An 18,538-nucleotide genomic window follows, 5' to 3' on the forward strand; every position below is an offset into this window, starting at 1 on the left:
ACATGGACAACCCAAAGAAAACTGGTGCTCAACCGCGCCGAATCAGCGTTACTTCGTCGGCGGCTTCATGATCACGCCGGTCGCGAGACCGACCGCGAGGCCCGCGGGGAACCACATCCAAAACTGGGTGAAGTACCAGAGCACGAGGCCCATGACGGCGCCCATTGCGATGCCAAGCAGCACCTGCTTGCGCCGAGCCTCAGGGGTCGGCTCATCGCCGGCACCCTTGTTCTTCGGGTCCTTCTTCGGCTTCGACGACTTGCTCATGGCATCAGCTTACGCGCGGCAGCTTGATCCACCCTGTCCATCTCCTGCAACTGGGCGATTACCTCTGGGGACGCGCCACGAGCGGTCGCCACAGCAGCAAGCGCTCCCATAGCCCTGGCAATCTTCGCCGTACTCAACGAGGGTGTCGCCCCAGCACCTTCAAGCACCTCACCGGTGAGGTCGAGCCAGTGCTCATCAGCACCGGGCAGCAGTTCAGCTTCCCACTCACGCCACGCCCGCTCGATGCGCGCATCACCGCGCAGCTCAGCCGCGAGCACCCGGTCGTCCGCGAGTTCGACGACTTCGACACCGGCCCGGGTGACCAGCCGCACCGTGCGCCGTTCCGTGCGCAGCTCTGCGATGGGGCGAACATGTTCAGCTGCGTCACCGATCCGCTCGCGCAACTCGCTCACGAGGCCGGCTGGGATTGCAGCCGCCAGCGGCCAGTGCAACTCGCGGGTACCCCCGGCGGTCTTGGCCTTCAGATGCCAGCCCTCGTCAGCTCCGCCCTCGCGGACCCGCATCGCGAGCCCTCTCGCGGCAAGCGCGCCGTCCGCAGTGTCGTAGTAGCGCGCGTTGAGGGTATTGACCTCGGCCGCCCCGACAGACAGGCCCACCGGCGCAAAGCTCGCGTCAGCAGGAATCTCTGTCTGCGCCGGCACCTCGTATTTTCGTTCGATCTCGAGGGACTCCGTCGCGCCGCCCTCCTGTCGCACAGGTTCCGGTGCGCGCCGCTGTCCGGCAGACCAGACAATGCCAGCGCCAGCGAGCACGACGAGCACGATGCCCGCGAGCGCAGTGACCGTGAGGACGTCGCCGAGAAACAGAACTCCGACGAGGGTGCCCATGACCGGATCGAACGCGAAAAATACGCCGAGGGTTCGGGCAGAGGTGAGCCGCCCGGCGATCGTATCGACCGAGAACGCGAGGGCAGTCCCAACGAGCGCCGACAACGCGAGCAGGCCCCACTGCGCGGGCTGCACCTGCGTGATCACGGGCAGCGAGAACGGCATCGTCAGGATCGCTGCGACAGCGACGGACAGCGCGACGCTCTGCAGGCCGCCCTCGGCCTTGCCGATGCGGGGTGCCAGTAGCGTGTATCCGGCGAAGCTCACACCGGCCAGGGCGCCCCACACGAGCCCAATCGGATCGAAAGGTCCGCCGAACCCCGCGAGGAGCACCACGCCTGCGAACGCCGCAATCGCGAGGAGCCCCTCACGGAGCCTGCGGGAAGCGAGAAACGCGACCATGCACGGGCCAAGGAAATCGAGGGTCGTCGCGACCCCGAGCGGGATCCGCTCGATGGCTTGGTACAGAAACAGGTTCATGGCGGCCATCGCCGTGCCGTAGAGCACAATTCCGAACCACTCGTCACGACTCCGCCCTCGCAGGCGCGGCCGGAAGAGCGCGAGCATGATGGCCGCGGCGATGAGCATGCGGAGGCCGCTCGTCCCTGCCGCGCCGAGGTCGGCGAAGAGCGACAGCGATATCGCCGCGCCGGCCTGCATGCCGATCGATCCGGCGAGCACGAGAAACATCGCGCGTATCGTCGCGGATCTGTTGGGCTGAGTCTGCATCCTCCCAAGCCTAAACCCAGCGGGGTGCCTACACTTAGCATCGTGACTGAGCTCGTTGATACCGTGACGGAAACCGTCCGTGAAGCCGCGACGCGGCTGCGCGATGCAGGGGTAGCCCCAGAGGCGCTCGCCCGCTACGTACCGCAGCACCGCCGGCTACTCATCCCGCGCAAGGCGTCGATGCAGCCCCTCGGGCAGGTGTGGCGCCTCGGCACACTCTTGATCGGCGCGGACCCGGCCGCCCCCGCACTGTACGTTGCCGGGCGCGCGACGCGATCGGCGGTCCGCCCCTACCCGGGAAACCAGTCGATCTCGCGAGAAGAGCGGCGTGATCTCGCGGCGGCCGCGCTGCACGGTGGTTACCCAGAGGGCACAGCGGTGAACTTCGATGCGACCCCGCTCCCGATAGACGAGTCCACACTCGGTTCCCTCTCACCGGAGTTGCCGCTTGGCGTCGTTGACGGGGCGCTCCACGTGCGGTGGCGGGCAGGAGCGCCCCTTGCGGGAGCGCAGACGCTCGCGGCGTATCTTGATGAGCGAGTTGAGCTCCTCGTCAACCCGCCCCAGGGGGCGAGCTAGCAGCGCAAAGTCTCAGATCTGCAGAAGATCTGAGACTTTGCGACGGATTCGCAAGAGGAATCGCATTTTTCCATAGCTAACGCAGCGCGCCGGCAACATTCGGCAGGCAGCAGCGCGCCGGCAACATTCGGCAGGCAGCAGCGCGCTGCACGCAGCCGCCCCTCCCGGGACCTAGCCCACCGGTGGCGCGGCTACCGCGAACCGTGGGGCCCGCGGGGCCCGGCGCTCGTCAGCCTCGGCTGCGAGGGTGCCGTCGGGTGCGATGTGGCTGAACATCTGCGCGACAACGGCGATGATGTGCGGGTCTTCGACCCGGTACAGCTGACGGCGCCCGTCTCGGCGGGCAGCGACGATACCGGCGGCCCGGAGTTTCGCGAGGTGCTGACTGATAGCCGGGACGTTTGCGTTCGCCCGCTCGGCCAGCGTCGAGACGTCATACTCACCTGCGGCGAGTAGCCAGACGAGATGAAGCCGAGTTGGTGTGGACAGCATGTCAAAGCTTCCAGCGGCTGCGTGCAGCTGGGCCTCGGTGATGTCGGGCAGTGTTGCGGTCTCGGCTAAATGGTGATCGTCCATCTTTCAATGATCCATTATTCTGAGATTTGCGCAAGTTATTGCATGTCGTAGGCTGGGAGACACCTGCACACCCGACGGCACAACCGCGGGCACAGCCCGCCGCGCCTGCTGCCCCGCATGGAGATCAGGAGGCGGCCATCGAAGCACCACATGCCGCCCCGTTGCGCGGGCAGGGAACTCCGAGCCGAGGTGAGCGAAGTCGGCTCGCGGACGTTGTCATCTTTGCTGGCCTCTTCGTTGCGTTCTGGGGCGTCTCGCAGATCTCCACTGATTTTGCCGCCCCGTTCGACCCGGAGTCCGCGCCTGCCGCGGTCTCGACCGACCCGGCGCAGCTGCCCTACTATGCCGCACGGTCGCTGCTGCGAATGTTTGTCGCGCTTGCCTTTTCCGTTGTTTTTTCGTTTGTGTATGCGACGATTGCCGCCCGTGTGCGGCGCGCCGAGCGGATCATGATCCCCATCCTCGATGTGCTGCAGTCCGTTCCTGTTCTCGGCTTCCTTGCGGTAACCCTGCCGCTGTGGATCGCCCTGTTCCCCGGCTCGGTGCTCGGCCTGGAAAGCGCCGCCGTGTTCGCGATCTTCACCAGCCAGGTGTGGAACATGACGTTCGCGTTCTACCAGTCGCTCATCTCGCAGCCGCGGGACCTCGACGAGGCGGCGCGGGCGATGCGGCTCACGCGGTGGCAGCGGTTTTGGAAGCTCGACGCACCGTCGGGGGCTTTCCCACTGGTCTGGAACGGCATGATGAGTTTCGGCGGTGGCTGGTTCTTCCTCATCGCTTCCGAGGTCTTCACTGTCGGGCAGCGCGAGTATGCGTTGCCGGGCATAGGCTCGTTTGCTGCCGCGGCCGCGCATGAGGAGCGGATCGACCTGTTGCTCCTTGCCGCGTGCGTGATGGTGCTTTTGGTTATCGGGGTAAACGTTGTGTTCTGGCGACCGCTGACTGCCTGGGCCGAGCGTTTCCGTCTTGGCGACACGGACTCGGCCGACCCGCAGACGAGCGTGGTGTATGACCTGCTCAGGCGCTCGGCGATCCCCGGGGCGCTCGCCGCGCTCACGCGTCCGCTGCGCGAGTGGCTGGATCGCTCGATGCGAATTCTTGGGCGCACGGGGAGGCGGCGAGCTTCGTCGTTTCGGCCGGTGCCTCGCTGGGGCAGGGTTGCGCTTGTGGTCACCGCGATCGCCGCACTCGCGTGGGGCCTCATCGCCGCACTCGTGTTTGTTGAACGCGGCGTTGGCCTCCTGCAGTTTCCCATTGCGATCGGGCTCGGTCTCGTGACGATGTTGCGGGTGTTCGTGGTGCTCGCGTTGGGAACGATCGTCTGGGTCCCCATCGGGGTGTGGATCGGCCTGAGCCCCCGGGTGACTCGCTTCGCTCAACCGGTGGTGCAGGTGCTCGCGAGTTTCCCCGCGAACTTCTTGTTCCCGGTGTTCGCGCTCGCCCTCATGGCCACGGGCGTGAGCCTCAACGTTGGTGGCGTGCTCCTCATGGCGCTCGGTTCTCAGTGGTACATCCTCTTCAATGTCATCGCCGGCGCCGCCGCGATCCCCATCGATCTGCGCGAGTCTGCTCGCAGCCTGCGCCTCGGCCAGGCGCTGACCTGGCGCACGTTGTACGGCCCCGCCGTGTTTGGGAGTTGGGTGACGGGGGCGCTTACCGCGGCCGGTGGCGCATGGAACGCTTCCATCGTGGCCGAGGTGGTGAGCTACGGCCATACGACGCTCACCGCGACCGGCCTCGGCGCGTACATCGCTGGCGCGACCGCTGCCGGGGACACCGGCCGGGTACTCGTCGGTGTTGCGGTGATGAGCGTGCTCGTCGTTGCGACGAATCGGCTGTTGTGGCGCAGGCTGTATCGGCTCGCCGAGACCCGGTATTCCCTGGCATGATGACGCTAAAGGAACTTGAACCATGACACACGTATTCAACACGCAGCCTCCCGGGCGTGTACTCGTGAGCGCAGAGGGCATCGGGAAGTCGTTCCCGTCGACAGATGGGGGCGGCCTGCGGGTTCTTGACGGGGTGAATCTCACGATCCGCGAGGGCGAGGTCGTCGCGCTGCTTGGCCGCTCGGGGTCGGGCAAGTCGACGCTGCTCCGCGTACTCGCCGGGCTCATCCCGCCGTCACATGGCGACGTGCGCTACCGCGGCGTTCCGCTAGCAGAGGCGAATCCTGCCGTCGCCATGGTGTTTCAGTCGTTCGCGCTCATGCCGTGGCTGACGGTGCTTGAGAACGTAGAGCTGGGTTTGCGGGCGTCTGGGGTTGCGCGGGCTGAGCGGACCTCGCGGGCACTCGCCGCGATCGATGCAATCGGCCTCGACGGCTTCGAGGCCGCCTACCCGCGGGAGCTTTCCGGCGGCATGGCGCAGCGTGTGGGGTTTGCCCGCGCCTTCGTGCAGCGGCCTGACCTGCTCCTCATGGACGAGCCATTTTCCGCGCTCGACGTGCTCACCGGCGAGAACCTGCGCGGGGAACTCATGGCGGTGTGGGGCGAGCGAGAGCTGGCGGGCCAGAGCATCTGTATCGTCACGCACAGCATCGAGGAGGCGGTGCAGCTCGCTGACCGCGTGCTCGTGCTCGGAGGGTCGCCCGGAACCATCCAGGCGGAGATCCCGATTCACATACCGCGGCCGCGCGACAAGCGCAGCCCAACATTTGAGGCGGCCGTTGATCACCTCTACGCCCTTCTGACCGGTCGGCCCCCGGGCTCCGATGGGGTGTCGGGGCAGCCGCCCGGACCGCTCACCCACCCGCTCCCCGAGGCAACAAGCGGTGGGCTCGCTGGGCTGATTGAGATTGTGGTCGCCCATGGCGGGCAGACCGACCTGCCAGATCTTGCGGACGAGCTGTCCTTCGACATTGATGACCTCCTCCCCCTCGTTGACGCGGCACGCATGCTGGGCCTGCTGAGCGTTGATGGCGCGCAGAGCTTCATCACTGACGCCGGGTATGCCTGGCATCTCGCAGGCATCCAGGAGAGCAAGACGAGCTTCGCGGATCTTGCGGTCACCCGGGCGCCTCTCGTGCGAACGATTGTGCGCGCGCTGGAAAATAGCGACACGGGTGCGCTGCGTGCCGACTTTTTCCGCGATCTGCTGCGTAGAGGGTTCGCGGAGGCCGACGCTGAGCGGCAGCTTACGCTCGCGATCGATTGGGGTCGCTACGGCGAGCTGTTTGATTTCGACGCTGACACGGATGAGATCGTGCTGTCTGAGGTCGCTACGGGGCTGTCGGCGCTGCTCGATCCGGATTCGGAGGAGTCCGGCAGCTAGGCCGCTGAGTAGAGCGCATCACTGCACTTAACCTTTGCGTGATTGCGCAAATGAGTTACCATGGGAGAGGCCCGGATACGCCCAGGGCCGCTGTTTGCTGCCCACGCAGCCCAATCCACAGCGGAGGCACACGATGCGCCACTCAATCTGGTTGACCCACTCAGGGATCGGCCGTCCAACGAATACAGACGGGATCCTCGCCGAGCAGCACGACGACGCCGACTACCCGCGGCCCGTCCACGCCTCGAGGCGACTGTGGGTTCGCTCGCTCCTCGCATTCGTCGCAATGCTCCTTTTTCTCGCATCACTCATCGAACTCGTCGCGGTACTCGTCACCGACTCCGAGGCCTCAGTGCCATTCGGCGTCGCTGGCGTCTGCATCGCCATCGCCATCGTCTGCACGCTCGCGGTAACCCGCAATCGGGGCGAAGCGCACTAACCAATACAGACAGGGCGGGGGTGGATCGACACAGTGTCGATCCACCCCCGCCCTGTTCGGCCACCGGGTGACTGGGCGCGCCTACCGCAGCTGGCCCGCGCGCTTCACCGTGTAGATCGGGATCACCGCGAGGAAGAACACCCCAAGGATCTGCACCCAGCTCGAGTACTCCCAGCTGAGCTCAGGCATAACCTCAAAGTTCTGCCCGTACCAGTTAATGAGGGTCGTGCCAGGAATGAGGATCGCCCAGAGCACCGTGAAGATTTTCACAATGTTGAGGTCGCTCGTCGAGATCTGCTGGGATGCGCCCTGCGAGAGGAACCGGTGGCGATCCACCATGAATTCGACCCGCCTGGTGAGCGCTTCTCCCTGCTGTACCAGGGCATCAACCTGAGGCCTGGCAACCCCAGGGTTCGACAGCACGCTCTCGCGCCTGAGCAGCCTCGCAAGCTGTGTCAGCGCCGCGATGGATGAGGCGATGTAGGAGAGCGAGTGATCGACATCGACGAGCATCTCGGTCACCCGCGGAAGGTCGCTCACGCCCAGGCTCCGGGAAGAGCCAGACCTCGCGGCCTTCGCCATTGGCGCCCGCACGGCGTTGATGTCTGCCTCGACGAACGCAAGCGCCGCCGCGTTCGACTGGAACCCTGCCTGCGCGATCGCGAACCACGCGTGGTGCGGGCTCCCAGCGGTGTCGTCGGCCCACTGCAGTTGCGCCTCGACGTCCTGGAGGAGCGGCACCCCTGCGCCCGGCTCGATCGTGATGATCTGATCCGAGAACAGAATGACCGTGAGTTCGTACACGTGGACCGAGCCGTTTGCTGCGGCAACGATACTCAGCTGGAGTCGCGTTTCGTGCTCGCTGTCTCCCCCGCGCATCCGATTGGCGAGTACCCGCTCGGCGGTATCGAAATCCTCCGCAGCGTCAACGAACACTCTCGTCCACGTGTCGCGGGTGATGCTGCGAACGCTCATCGCAACCACCCCTTCCGCTTGATGTATGCGAGCGGCACAAGCGCGAAGAGCGCCGTGGTCCCCATGACGAACCATTCGCCCCAGCCGATAGCGAGCTCTGGCATGTTCGCGAAGTTCTGACCGTAGTACGCCGCGATGAGCGTCGGGGGCGTGAAGACCGCGGTTACGACCGTGAACACCTTGATGATCTGGTTCTGCTTGAGGTCAAGGGTGGTCATCAGCGACTGCTGAATGTTGCGCACCTTCGCGTGCTGGAAACGCGCATGCCTCCGCCCCCCTTGGATATCGGAGAGCGTGGTCGTGTAGTCGAAGTCGATCTCACCGCCTCCGCGACGCACCCACCTGGCCGCACGCTCAAGCATGAGCTGCCCCTGCACCGTGCGAGCGATGAGCTCCTCGGCACCGCCAAGCAGCACCGCGGTTTGCGCGATATCGGCGACACCGACCTGACGGCCTTCCATCTTGAACCCGCCGCTGCTATCAACGGCCTGGTCGGCGAGGCGCGTGAGCACCTGCGAGATCTGCCCAACGGTGCCCTGCATGGCATCGTTCAGTTCCTCGAGGATAACGATGAGCGCATCACGACTCGCCGGCGTCGTCTCGGCGCGTGAGAGCGAGCTCTGCGCGCGCCGCAACGCCTCAATCGGATGATCAGGCTCGACGGTAATGAGGAGATCTCGAGTAAAGGCGATGAGGATCTGGGTCGACGAGAATGATGCGCCGCCGGACGACTCCGCGTCCCTGTCTGGCAGCGGAAGGTCGAGGGGAAGCAGCACGAAGCTCTGCTCCTCAACCGCGTGCCTCACCGGCCGGTCGAGGTCGAGCCCGTACTGTCTGTGGATATTTCCGAGCATGACCTGGTCTGAGGCGCGCACACGGAGCCACCCCTGCCGCGGAAGTTGGTGCGCATCTCGAGGCGCACCCATTACTGTGTTCTCTTGCATCGTCACACTTTCACGATTGGATCTCGCCCGATTCGAGCTAGATCGAAGTAACTGAGGGGCGTTCTACCCGAGCGAAAGCCCGAAGAGGTGCAGGCCGGCGAAGCAGGCGATGAGGCCCGCGTAGAGCACGACGACGGCCCAGATGATTTCCTTCTCGATCTTTGAGCTGCCCCGCTTGCCCGTTTGCGTCGGCGCCGCATCAACGGAGGCGTCGCCCCCGAGGTGGTGCACGTCGATTCGCGAGCTCCAGGCGACCGGCCGAGCGGAAGTCCTGGCAATGGCGTCGTTAGGGTTCTTGTGAGTCATGAGGTTCCTTCAAATGGTGAGCGAGTAAGCGAATGGGGGCTAGCGCAGCCAGCCACGCTGACGCACGTACATGAGCGGCGCGAGCGCGAACACGAAGCTGAGGACAATGATCATGGGCTCCGCGTACTGCCAGGAGAGGATCGGCATGTTCTCAAAGTTCATGCTGTAGTAGGTCGAGAGCAGCATGACCGGAAGGAACACTGCTGTGACCACGGAGAAGACCTTGATGATCTGGTTCTGCTTCACATTGAGCGCGAGGTTGTTGGTCTGCTGCAGCAGTCGCACCCGATCGTGGACAAACTCGATGTGCGGCTCAATTGCCTCAATGTCTTCGATCAGGCGGCTGAGATCGGTCCTTGTTTCAAGGCCGAGATCCCAGAGCTTCGCACGCAGGTGCCTCGCCGCCTCTGCGAGACCGAGCTGGCTCTCCATGCAGTGCGAGAGCAGGGATTCCATATCGGCAAGCTCCTGCTGGGTGTAAGTAACATCACTCACCCCGAACTCCCGAGATTTCTTTGCTTCGAGGCTCTGGAGGATCGCGCCCGTCTCGATCATCATGCGCTCCGTGCCCTGGCTCATCGCACCGACAAGTTCGTCCGTTGTGTCGGCAATGGCCTGCAAGATACTCGCGACGACCTCGACGGCACTATCGTTTTCACGCCCGTCCCGCGCCATCCGCGCCACCGCGAGGTCGAGGGCGGCCGCAGAGCCAGACGGTTCGATAGTCACGACGCTCGCGTCGCTCACGGCCACCATGATTCGCGTTGTTGTGTAGCCGTCGCCGGTGCTCGACACATAGGAGACGGGCACATAGCTGAAGCCGTTTTCCGCGCTGAACCCCGACGCCGAGGCATCCTCGAAGTCCACCCCGTAGGTCTCCCGCAGCTCGGCGTGGATCCGTGGGCTATCACCGCGGACCCGCTGCCACCGGCCCCCGATGAGGGACTGCACGTCGGCAGCAAGCGTCGCTGTTCCGTGATCATTATTCATTGATTTCACTTCCTGTGTGGACGCGGCAGACTACTGCCGCAGGTTGGCGGATCACCACCGGGCTAGTCCTCTTCCTTGTAGAAGCTGCCGTGAGTACCAGAGGTCGACGAGGTCTTCGTCTCGAGCCCGTAGTTGAACACGTGCAGGCTCGCGGTGACGGTGAGCATGATGACACTGCTCACGAGCACCATTCGCGTGGTAAACCGCTCGTACCTCGTTGAGCGCCGCCGCTTGGGCTCATCGCTCGTTGGCGCGTTAAACACCTGGCTGCGCCACCTGGCTGGCTCAGCCTGTGGGGCGCGATCGGGTGGCGGCCATTCCGTGACGCCTGTCACCTCGACCGGCGATACCGGCAGGGTTGGTTCGTAGAGCGCTGTGCGCATACCGCTTTTCCTCTCAGGGCACACCAAATGAGCCCGTGGGCTCGGGGAATGCGCCTCCATGTCAGAGCTTCGGCATTGCGTGACGTAGTCGTGGTGCAGCCACTTTGGGCACCCCCTTAAGCCGAGGGCGCCTGTCTTAACCTTGGGCATCTCTCGATGTCGTCAGATCAGTGGCCTGTGTTCACGCAAGAGCCTCACCGAACGAGGCGCAGTGCAAGCCTAACAACACTCAATCAGTTGCGCAAGTGATATATGAATTGGTTTCAGCGAGCGTCAATCGCCGCGCTCAAGCCTGATACCCAAGGTGTTTCGCGGCAAGCATCGTGAGAATTTCAACCGTCCCTCCCCCAATAGCCAGCACCGGACTATCGCGATAGATCCGCTCGACTTCACTCCCACCCATGAACCCCATGCCGCCGAACAACTGGACGGCTTCGCGGTTCACCCATTCTGCATTCACGGTCGCCGTATTCTTCGCGAATGAAGCAGCTGCAACGATACTCAACCCCTCCGCGTCACCCTCGGGCATCTCCCCTGTCCCAGCACCCGAGTATTCATCCCAACGCTCGGCGACCCGCCGGGTGTACACCCTTGCAGTGTCAACCCTCCGTGCCATCTCAGCAAGCTTCGCCTGCACCGCATCCCGCGCAATGAGCGGCTTGCCAAAAGTCACACGATCGCGACACCATTGCACACTGAGATCGAGCGCCCGTTGCGCACTCGCGTACGCCTGGGCAGCGAGGCCTACACGCTCACCGACAAACCCGTGAGAGATGTAGGCAAAACCGGCTCCTTCTTCACCGATAAGCAGGCTCTCCGAAACCCGAACCTCGTCATACAGCAGCTCTGCGGTGTCCGAGGCCCGCCAACCCATCTTCTCGAGCTTCCGCGTTACGCTGAACCCCTGAGTGCCTGTCGGCACGATAATGAGGGAAACGCCGCGCGCGCCCTCTCCACCTGTTCGAACTGCCGTGGTGACGAAATCAGCGCGAACACCGGAAGTAATGAACAGCTTTGACCCGCGGACAACAAAGCCGTCGCCGTCCCGCTCCGCCCGTGTGGCGATGTGGCCTACGTCACTCCCACCATCGGGCTCCGTGATCCCAAGCGCGCCGATCATCTCACCGGCAAGCGTTGGTCGCACAAACCTGTCGACCTGCTCAGCGGATCCCGCGAGCACTATGTGCGGAACGGCGATTCCTGCGGTGAAGAGCGAGGCGTAGACACCGCCAGCCATTCCAGCCTCGTGGGCAGCTTCCGTGACCGCAACGTTCGCGAGCAACCCACCGCCGCCACCACCCACGCGCTCCGGGAAGGCGGCCCCTATAAGCCCCAACCTGCCAGCGGCGAGGTGGAGTGAGCGCGGGACCTCCCCGGCGCTCTCCCACTCTGACTGCTTTGGCAAGACCTCAGCTGCGACAAACCGCCGTGTCATCTGCTTCAACTCAACGAACTCATTCTGACCAATTACGCCAGCCCCACGCACAGTCATCGCGCCACCCCTAGCTGCCGGCGCCAGCCGTGCCGCGCGCTCATCACTTGCTCCCGCGCGCGCCCGCGGCGCGCCAGCGAACCCGCTGCCCGGGCGGTGGGCCGGCCGTCGGCGACCCGGCAAACGCCTGCGCGATTCGCATCCACTCTCGCGCACCGTCACCAATCGCTTCGAGATCGACGTCGGCGATATTGCGTCGCTGCGTCACCACCGCCGCGAACCCCCACCCAGATCCCGTGATCCGCTCGTCAGCCTCTTCTGGGCCTTCCAAGAAGCGTTCGCCGCCCGGCATATCGAGCTCAATCCGCACTGGCGCCTCAGGGACGGGAAGGCCGTTTAGCCGAAAAGCAAACCCTCGAGTGCGGGCCCCCAGCCGCGCAACAGCCCAGAGCGCTGAGGTCGCTGGGAGCTCCCGCCCAAGCGCATCGTAGACGTCGAGCGCATGCGCCCACGTCTCCATCGTGCGCGCAGTTGCGACCGTGATAGGCCGCATCGGTGGGCCGAACCAGGGGATCTTGCTCGCGGGATCCACCCCAAGCAGCGCTCTACGAAGCTCCGCTCGCTTGCCGCGCCACGAAGCCAGGAGCTCCGGAAGCGGGAGCGCGGCACGCTCGCGGGCCCCGCGGTCTATCGAGTCGGTGTCCTCGCTCGCCTCGACCTCAGCAGCGAGCCGGAGGAAGGCAGACTGGTCGCCAATGGCGAGCAGCGTAATCTCGTCGGTCCACAGGAGGTGCCCGATCTGCTCGGCGATGCGCCACCCCTCGGCCGGCGTTGGCAACGACCACCCACCGGGCGAAAGCTCGGCAACCTGAGTTTCGAGCAACTCGGAGATCTCAGTGAGCATTCCAACGGCCTCATCGATATCCATACGCGCCTCACCAATCTGTGCCTCGCACACGGGCGTTGTGACCCCGCGATCAAAAACAATCATCCTTGATTGCTACCGCCCGTTCACCTACAGTAGCGAACGAACGCCGATTTGACTACTGGGATACGAGGGCAGTCAACGGCTTGATCATTCAAAGGAGAATAATCATGAGCGTTCCACTGGGCAATTGGCTTTCCATTCACGCGCGTCGCATCGGAGACAGAGCAGCCGTCATCGACGTCGACGCCGAAACCACCCTGACCTACCGAGACATTGACGATCGCACCACTCGCCTCGCATCCGCGCTCCGCCGCAAGGGCGTCGCGGCCGGAGACAGAGTAGCCCTCTGCAGCTTTAATAGCCCGGCAATGTTTGAGCTCACCTTCGCCATCGCAAAGCTGGGCGCCATCACCGTGATGATCAATCATCGCCTCACCGCCACAGAGATGAACTACATCCTCTCCGATTCAGGAGCCAAAGTGGTGTGCGCATCGACACCTCTCGTTGACGTGGTCACCACAGCAGCGAAAGGCACCGCAGCGGCGGAGATCGTACCGCTCACGACAGCGGCGGAACGGCTCGAGCACCTCGACGATGCCATCGAAGCCCTGATCGCTTCAGGCGACGCGGACGAGGCCCTGCCTGACGTCAACCCGGACAGCCCTGCACTTCTTATGTACACATCGGGCACCACCGGCAAACCCAAGGGCGCAATACTAACTCACACCAACCTCTTCTGGGTTTCTCTGTACCACAACAACGTCGGGGAAGGCATCAACCACAACAACCGCAACCTCGTCGTCGCACCCTTATTCCACATCGGGGGACTCGCCGTGTACACCCTAGCAACCACATACTGGGGCGGGGCGAACTACATACTTGAGTCGTTCTCGCCCGGAAAGTGGGCGGCCGCAGTAGAAACCTACAGTTGCACGACGGCATTCGCCGTCCCGACGATGTGGGCAGCAATCCTACGCTCGGGCGAACTCGACACCCATGACACCAGTTCCCTCCTGGTCGCCATCAGCGGCGGCGCCCCGTGCCCCATTCCCATCATCGAGGGCCTCCAAGCCAAAGGCCTCTCGTTCACAGAGGGATTCGGCATGACCGAGACTGCGGCGGCAGCCTCGATCCTGTCAAGCGAGTTCATCACCACTAAGGCGGGCTCGGTGGGCAAACCGTCCACCAACGTCGATTTCAGGGTTGTCGACGACTCAGGTAATGACGTCGCGCCAGACACCGTCGGCGAACTCATCGTGCGTGGACCATCGGTCTTCAAGGGATACTGGAACCGCCCAGAGGCCGACGCGGAGGCGTTCCGCAACGGATGGTTCCACACCGGCGACCTCGCAAAAAGTGACGCAGACGGCTTCTACTTCCTCGTCGATCGCAAGAAGGACATGATTATCTCTGGCGGCGAGAACGTCTACCCCATCGAAGTAGAACAGGCCCTACACTCGCACGACGGTATCTCGGACATTTCCGTGATCGGCACACCAGATGACTATTGGGGTGAAGCAGTCACCGCCATCATCGTCCCGAGTAACGCCGGCCACAGCAACTATGAGACGCTCATCGCCAGTCTCGAGAGGCACGCCCGTGACCGGCTCGCCGGCTTCAAAATACCGCGGTACTACTTCGTCGTGGACGCCTTGCCACTGACCGCGACAGGCAAGGTTCGCAAGGTGGACCTCAGGGAATGGGTGAAGACCCTCAGCCCGGTAGTGGCGGGCGCCACCTAGCGCCCAGCTCTCACTGATGCCAGGCGAGCCGCGCTCCAGGCGTTGGCCCATTCGTCGGGGCACCCCCGAACGCCTGCGCGATCCGCATCCAACGAGCTGCACCGTCGCCAACAGTCTCGAGCTCCACGTCCGCGATGTTCCGCCGCTGCGTCACGACGGCAGCAAACCCCCAGGCCGAGCCCAGCACGCGCTCAGGGGCGTCCGCCTGCCCGAAGGCGATCCGACCGCCGCCGTCCACGGTGAGCTCCACGCGCACGGGGGCCTCGGGGAGCGGGATCTTGCGTGCCCGAAATGAGGACTCTCGCGTGCGCACCCCCATCGCCGCGACCACCTGAACCCCAGCGGTGGCCGGCATGTCCTCAGCGAGCGCGTCGAACACATCGAGCGCGTGTGCCCACGTTTCAACGGTGCGGCTCGCGACCATCGTCCGCGGAAGCACCGGTGGGCCCAGCCAGGTGACGCGGGCTGCGGGGTCAGCAACGGCGAGCGCATCACGCAGCTCGCTGCGCCCTGCTCGCCACTCGCGAAGCAACTGCGGCACCGGCAACGTCGCGCGCTCACGCGCACCACGATCGACGAAACCACTCACTTCGCTCGACAGCACACGCTTCACGAACTGCGCGAATTCGGGATCGCGCTGCACTGCCTGAAGTGCCATCGAGTCGCTCCAAGCGAGATGTCCAATTTGATTCGCGATACTCCAGCCCCGGGCCGGGGTCGGGCGAAGCCATCGCCTCGGTGGGAGCTCGGAGACTGCGCGGTCGAGCACCGTCGCAGTTTCCTCCAACACGTCCAAGGCACGTGAGATGTCCACTTCACTACCCTCCGCCCTGAGGTTCTTTGTCGTCGTGACTGCCCGATACGTGCCGAGCCCGGTTCGGTCACGTGGCCATATGCGACCACGCAACAATGCCACAACTGTACGACAGCTCAACGACGGAAGTCTAGGCTCTGCGCGGGCCCCTCGGAAACACCCAGGAGTTTCTGACACTGCCGGGGCGAATCCCGCGTACGGCGAAGCCCGGGTACGGCGATGCGCGGCCAACGGCCAGCACACACAACGACATGCAGAGTGCCCTGGAGAGGAATCGAACCTCCTCCGAGCTAAGCGCACTCTACCGGGCAGCTGAATAGCGCGTGTTTACGTGCTGTTTCGATTTTGGAACCGGCATTGATTCCCGAAAACTAGATGAGTTGTTGTCATTTTGTTGCCACGAGAGCGCAGGAAAGTCGCGCACAGTTTTGAGCGCCACCCATTCACCGGGAGATGCAGAACGCTAACGGGCCAGGGCGAGCAGACCTCCGTCCCTCCCCACTCTCTCCATGGGAAAGAATAGGCCGGTCTACTTGCCACCCAGCAGTGTTGACAAGACGGCAATATACGACGCAACCAGAACACAGAGCTTCAAAACCATATCGATGCGCTGTCGTCGGTTTAGCTCTTTTATTCCCTTATATTCGAGCAGCACACCCAAGGAGCCAAGCAGTAGCAAAACAGCCGCTGCGATACGGAGCGCCACCTGTGCGCACGGCCACCAGATAGAGGCGATACTGAAGGCAATAACAACCACCAGAGCCGCACATGCAGCAACCCAAACCAGGTCGCTCTTGAACAACGGTCCCTCGCGTCTCTCGCGCACAGTACGACTCTTGGCCTGCTGGAGTGCTTTTGCTCGCTTCGCGTCTGTCTTACTCTTGCCATTGGCATTTCCCATATCGAGAGCTTAGCGTTCGCTGTAACCGACGAAAGGGCTACCGCCAAAGCACGGAACGCAACCAACACATCATCGTGCTCAGCGGGCACGGGTACACACAACAGCACATCGCACAGCACTTCGGCATCTCAATAAGGCGCGTCCAACAAATCCTCTACAAACAACGAACGCAAGAAACCATCAAAGCGCTAGACGCGAAACACGAAGCAACGTTGCCGGTGCCGGTGCATGCCTCGGGCAAGAAATACCCTTCTGAGTACAGCGCCAATTTCTGAGGGCGTAAGCTCAAATCTAGATAGGTTGGAAGATATGAAGCCCCTAGAAGCCAAAACGCTGTCTGCTGTTGTGGGGATCACGGTCCTCACATTTCTCCTGTTTACGGGAAGTGCTGCGATGCTTGGGCCTTGGTGGCGTTTCACTGATATGCCCGCCGCAGATGAGTGGACCGCCTTCTGGTCTTTTGCCACTCTCCTGACTGCAATCACCGCGGCATGGTTCGCGTTGCATCAGCTTTTTGCAATGAGGACAGCAAACACCGAAGCCGCAAACGCCGCTAGAGACGCGTCTGATGCTAGTCGGGCAGTCGTCCGTCCGTACTTGGACATACGATTCGAGTTCATTCCTTCGATTCCCGGGAATCCTCAAAGCACCCCATCTGCCGGGTTCACTGCAGTCGTTATCGAGAATCTTGGCAAGACGGCGGCGAAGAACATCCGGTTGACGTCCCGACCACTTTTCCAATCGAGTGGAGTCGGTCGGACTGGAGACAAAGACAAGGCCCTCGAATGGATCCAAGAGAAGTTCTCGGGATCATTCGTCTTTGAACACCTCAGTCCGGGCAAAAAACTTTCCTATGTTCTGGACTTAACGAAAGAACAAATGGATCTCGAAAGAGGGCTCCCTCAGCGTTACGACGTCGACGCAGAATACTGGGACATCAACTCGGTCGAAAAATACGTAGAGACTCACGTCTTGGATGCAGCACCGTGGCATCTTTCACGAGTTGATGCTGAACCGCTTGCTGTGATCGCTCGTCAAATGAGGACGATGAATAACTATGAGAGAACCGCGCAACGTTTGCGTAGCCGCCTTGTTAACGCCGCAGAAGAAGCATCTGAAGCCATCGAGTCGCTTGCAGCTGAAGTCAGTGAGACACAACAGAACTCAGCAGGGTTGCCGGCCGAAGAATAATGCTGGCTCCGCCCTCGGTGTTGCTACAGACGCTATAAGCAGCAAACATTTTGAACCCCTCTGAGGTTATTTATTCTTCCCCAGCGGTACTGGAAGAGAGGACTGACCTGGTCGAAGACTTGCGTTGCAGCTTCAGCGGCCGTGGTTCTAAGGCCTTGGCGATAGCATCTTGCAGGCGAAAATGCCTACACGGACGAATGGGTCAGATGCACGTTGAGGTGACATTCAACATGGCTAGTTTTTGCTGGGCTGCAAGGATGAACCCAGGCCCCCTCGTTACCCCAAAGAGTTCCGCGACGATCTCGTGAAGATCGCGTTGGGCCTTGGCCCAGAAGTGACACTCGCGCAGATCGCGAAAGACTTCGGCATTCACGTCGGCACGCTCGGCAAATGGCTCCGTGAGGAACACGTCGAACAGGGCCAGAAACGCGGTGCCACGCGTTCTGAGACCGCTGAGCTGCGTGAGCTTCGCACACACAGCAAGCTCCTCGAACAAGAAGTGGAAGTGCTGCGTCGTGCGGCCGCGCATCTCCCTCAGGCGCACCTGCTGGGAAAAGGCTCTACCCGCTCGTGAAAAAGCTCGCCAATGACGGGGTCCCCTTCTCGGTGTCGTTACCTAAGTATTGAAGCTTTCCCGCCAGCATTACCACCGCTGGCTCGGCAACCCAGTGACTGAGCGTGACCGTACGCAGGCATATCGCGCGAACGCGCTCCACGACGCACACCTTAAGGACCCCGAGTGCGGGTACCGGTTCCTCGCAGACGAAGCGAAGACCCTTGGTGAATCGATGTGTGACCGGACTGTGTGGCGGCTCTGCCGAGACTAGGGCTGGTGGTCAGTGTTTGGGAAGAAGAAAGCCCGCGGGAGAGGCCGAAGGCCTGGCCCGCCTGTGCATGACGACCCGATGCAGCGCGAGTTCGTGACCCCTGCCCCGAACGAGTTATGGTTCTCGGACATCACCGAGCACTGGACGGGTGAAGGCAAGCTCTACCTCTGCGCGGTGAAAGACGTCTTCTCCAACCGGATTGTCGACTACTCCATCGACGCGCAAATGACCTCTTCGCTTGCGGTGAGTGCGTTGAACAACGCCGTACTACGCCGCCGAGACGTCGCAGGGTGTGCGCTGCACACAGATCGTGGATCCCCGTTCCGAAGCCGGGAACTACAGCGCGCTCTCACCGGTCACAGGATGACCGGCTCGATTGGGCGCGACGGTGCTG

At 63.0% G+C, this 18,538-nt stretch carries 20 protein-coding genes and 1 riboswitch; of the genes, 8 read left to right on the forward strand and 12 right to left on the reverse strand.

The window, feature by feature from the left end; all coding sequences use genetic code 11:
- Positions 1-48: 48 nt before the first annotated feature.
- A complete protein-coding gene (locus SD72_RS12945) occupies positions 49-267 on the reverse strand; it encodes a hypothetical protein (RefSeq protein ID WP_042544875.1) in 219 nt (72 codons plus the stop codon).
- Positions 264-1,844: an EamA family transporter gene (locus SD72_RS17480; RefSeq protein WP_157000581.1), complete on the reverse strand. Its 1,581-nt coding sequence runs from the start codon at positions 1,842-1,844 to the stop codon at positions 264-266. The genes SD72_RS12945 and SD72_RS17480 overlap by 4 nt, the downstream gene beginning before the upstream one ends.
- A gap of 42 nt (positions 1,845-1,886) precedes the next feature.
- Here SD72_RS17480 and SD72_RS12955 point away from each other — a divergent pair, with 42 nt between their 5' ends.
- On the forward strand, positions 1,887-2,423 hold the full coding sequence (locus tag SD72_RS12955; RefSeq protein WP_157000582.1) for a hypothetical protein: 537 nt from the start codon (positions 1,887-1,889) through the stop codon (positions 2,421-2,423).
- A 171-nt stretch (positions 2,424-2,594) separates the two neighbouring features.
- On the opposite strand, the gene SD72_RS12960 is transcribed toward SD72_RS12955, so the two are convergent.
- Positions 2,595-2,999, reverse strand: coding sequence for an ArsR/SmtB family transcription factor (locus SD72_RS12960; protein ID WP_042544876.1), 405 nt, complete (start codon positions 2,997-2,999; stop codon positions 2,595-2,597).
- Positions 3,000-3,160: 161 nt separating this feature from the next.
- Between SD72_RS12960 and SD72_RS12965 the strand changes: the two genes are divergently transcribed.
- The 3 genes from SD72_RS12965 (at position 3,161) to SD72_RS12975 (ending at position 6,711) form a co-directional block, all read left to right on the forward strand.
- Positions 3,161-4,888 (forward strand): ABC transporter permease, encoded by a 1,728-nt coding sequence (locus SD72_RS12965; RefSeq protein WP_232299771.1) that lies wholly within the window; start codon positions 3,161-3,163, stop codon positions 4,886-4,888.
- 22 nt (positions 4,889-4,910) lie between these two features.
- Complete coding sequence (locus SD72_RS12970) at positions 4,911-6,272, forward strand: ABC transporter ATP-binding protein (RefSeq protein ID WP_042544877.1); 1,362 nt, start codon at positions 4,911-4,913, stop codon at positions 6,270-6,272.
- A gap of 133 nt (positions 6,273-6,405) precedes the next feature.
- Complete coding sequence (locus SD72_RS12975) at positions 6,406-6,711, forward strand: hypothetical protein (protein WP_042544878.1); 306 nt, start codon at positions 6,406-6,408, stop codon at positions 6,709-6,711.
- Between the two features lie 81 nt (positions 6,712-6,792).
- On the opposite strand, the gene SD72_RS17065 is transcribed toward SD72_RS12975, so the two are convergent.
- The 7 genes from SD72_RS17065 to SD72_RS13010 form a co-directional block, all read right to left on the reverse strand.
- Positions 6,793-7,686 (reverse strand): CorA family divalent cation transporter, encoded by an 894-nt coding sequence (locus tag SD72_RS17065; RefSeq protein WP_198141968.1) that lies wholly within the window; start codon positions 7,684-7,686, stop codon positions 6,793-6,795.
- Positions 7,683-8,561 carry a CorA family divalent cation transporter gene (locus SD72_RS12985; RefSeq protein WP_232299773.1) on the reverse strand — a complete coding sequence of 293 codons (879 nt, stop codon included), beginning with the start codon at positions 8,559-8,561 and terminating at the stop codon, positions 7,683-7,685. The genes SD72_RS17065 and SD72_RS12985 overlap by 4 nt, the downstream gene beginning before the upstream one ends.
- A 132-nt stretch (positions 8,562-8,693) precedes the next feature.
- Positions 8,694-8,936: a hypothetical protein gene (locus SD72_RS12990; RefSeq protein WP_042544879.1), complete on the reverse strand. Its 243-nt coding sequence runs from the start codon at positions 8,934-8,936 to the stop codon at positions 8,694-8,696.
- A 39-nt stretch (positions 8,937-8,975) separates the two neighbouring features.
- Positions 8,976-9,926 carry a CorA family divalent cation transporter gene (locus tag SD72_RS12995; RefSeq protein WP_052492683.1) on the reverse strand — a complete coding sequence of 317 codons (951 nt, stop codon included), beginning with the start codon at positions 9,924-9,926 and terminating at the stop codon, positions 8,976-8,978.
- Between the two features lie 62 nt (positions 9,927-9,988).
- On the reverse strand, positions 9,989-10,309 hold the full coding sequence (locus SD72_RS17070) for a hypothetical protein (protein ID WP_052492684.1): 321 nt from the start codon (positions 10,307-10,309) through the stop codon (positions 9,989-9,991).
- Between the two features lie 47 nt (positions 10,310-10,356).
- Positions 10,357-10,522: riboswitch (M-box (ykoK) riboswitch) on the reverse strand.
- A gap of 73 nt (positions 10,523-10,595) precedes the next feature.
- Entirely contained in the window at positions 10,596-11,801 is a 1,206-nt protein-coding gene (locus SD72_RS13005; RefSeq protein ID WP_042544880.1) for an acyl-CoA dehydrogenase family protein, read from the reverse strand.
- 43 nt (positions 11,802-11,844) lie between these two features.
- Entirely contained in the window at positions 11,845-12,732 is an 888-nt protein-coding gene (locus tag SD72_RS13010) for a TIGR03084 family metal-binding protein (RefSeq protein WP_232299775.1), read from the reverse strand.
- A 104-nt stretch (positions 12,733-12,836) separates the two neighbouring features.
- Here SD72_RS13010 and SD72_RS13015 point away from each other — a divergent pair, with 104 nt between their 5' ends.
- Positions 12,837-14,411, forward strand: a complete 1,575-nt coding sequence (locus SD72_RS13015) for an acyl-CoA synthetase (protein ID WP_042544881.1) — start codon at positions 12,837-12,839, stop codon at positions 14,409-14,411.
- 10 nt (positions 14,412-14,421) lie between these two features.
- Here SD72_RS13015 and SD72_RS17485 read toward each other — a convergent pair whose 3' ends face one another.
- Both SD72_RS17485 and SD72_RS13025 read right to left on the reverse strand, forming a co-directional pair.
- The gene (locus SD72_RS17485) at positions 14,422-15,525 is read right to left on the reverse strand and encodes a maleylpyruvate isomerase family mycothiol-dependent enzyme (RefSeq protein WP_332307508.1); all 1,104 of its coding nucleotides are present in this window, start codon (positions 15,523-15,525) and stop codon (positions 14,422-14,424) included.
- A 229-nt stretch (positions 15,526-15,754) separates the two neighbouring features.
- Positions 15,755-16,126: a hypothetical protein gene (locus tag SD72_RS13025; protein ID WP_157000583.1), complete on the reverse strand. Its 372-nt coding sequence runs from the start codon at positions 16,124-16,126 to the stop codon at positions 15,755-15,757.
- Between the two features lie 309 nt (positions 16,127-16,435).
- Between SD72_RS13025 and SD72_RS13030 the strand changes: the two genes are divergently transcribed.
- From SD72_RS13030 to SD72_RS17075, 3 genes are all read left to right on the forward strand, one after another.
- Positions 16,436-17,317, forward strand: coding sequence for a hypothetical protein (locus SD72_RS13030; protein WP_042544884.1), 882 nt, complete (start codon positions 16,436-16,438; stop codon positions 17,315-17,317).
- A gap of 304 nt (positions 17,318-17,621) precedes the next feature.
- Complete coding sequence (locus SD72_RS18720) at positions 17,622-17,891, forward strand: hypothetical protein (RefSeq protein WP_198141969.1); 270 nt, start codon at positions 17,622-17,624, stop codon at positions 17,889-17,891.
- 316 nt (positions 17,892-18,207) lie between these two features.
- Positions 18,208-18,538: DDE-type integrase/transposase/recombinase (locus SD72_RS17075; RefSeq protein ID WP_157000585.1), on the forward strand; the 331-nt coding region annotated here is incomplete at its 3' end.

The organism is Leucobacter komagatae (assembly GCF_000834055.1).
In the GTDB taxonomy this organism is placed as follows: Bacteria; Actinomycetota; Actinomycetes; order Actinomycetales; family Microbacteriaceae; genus Leucobacter; species Leucobacter komagatae_A.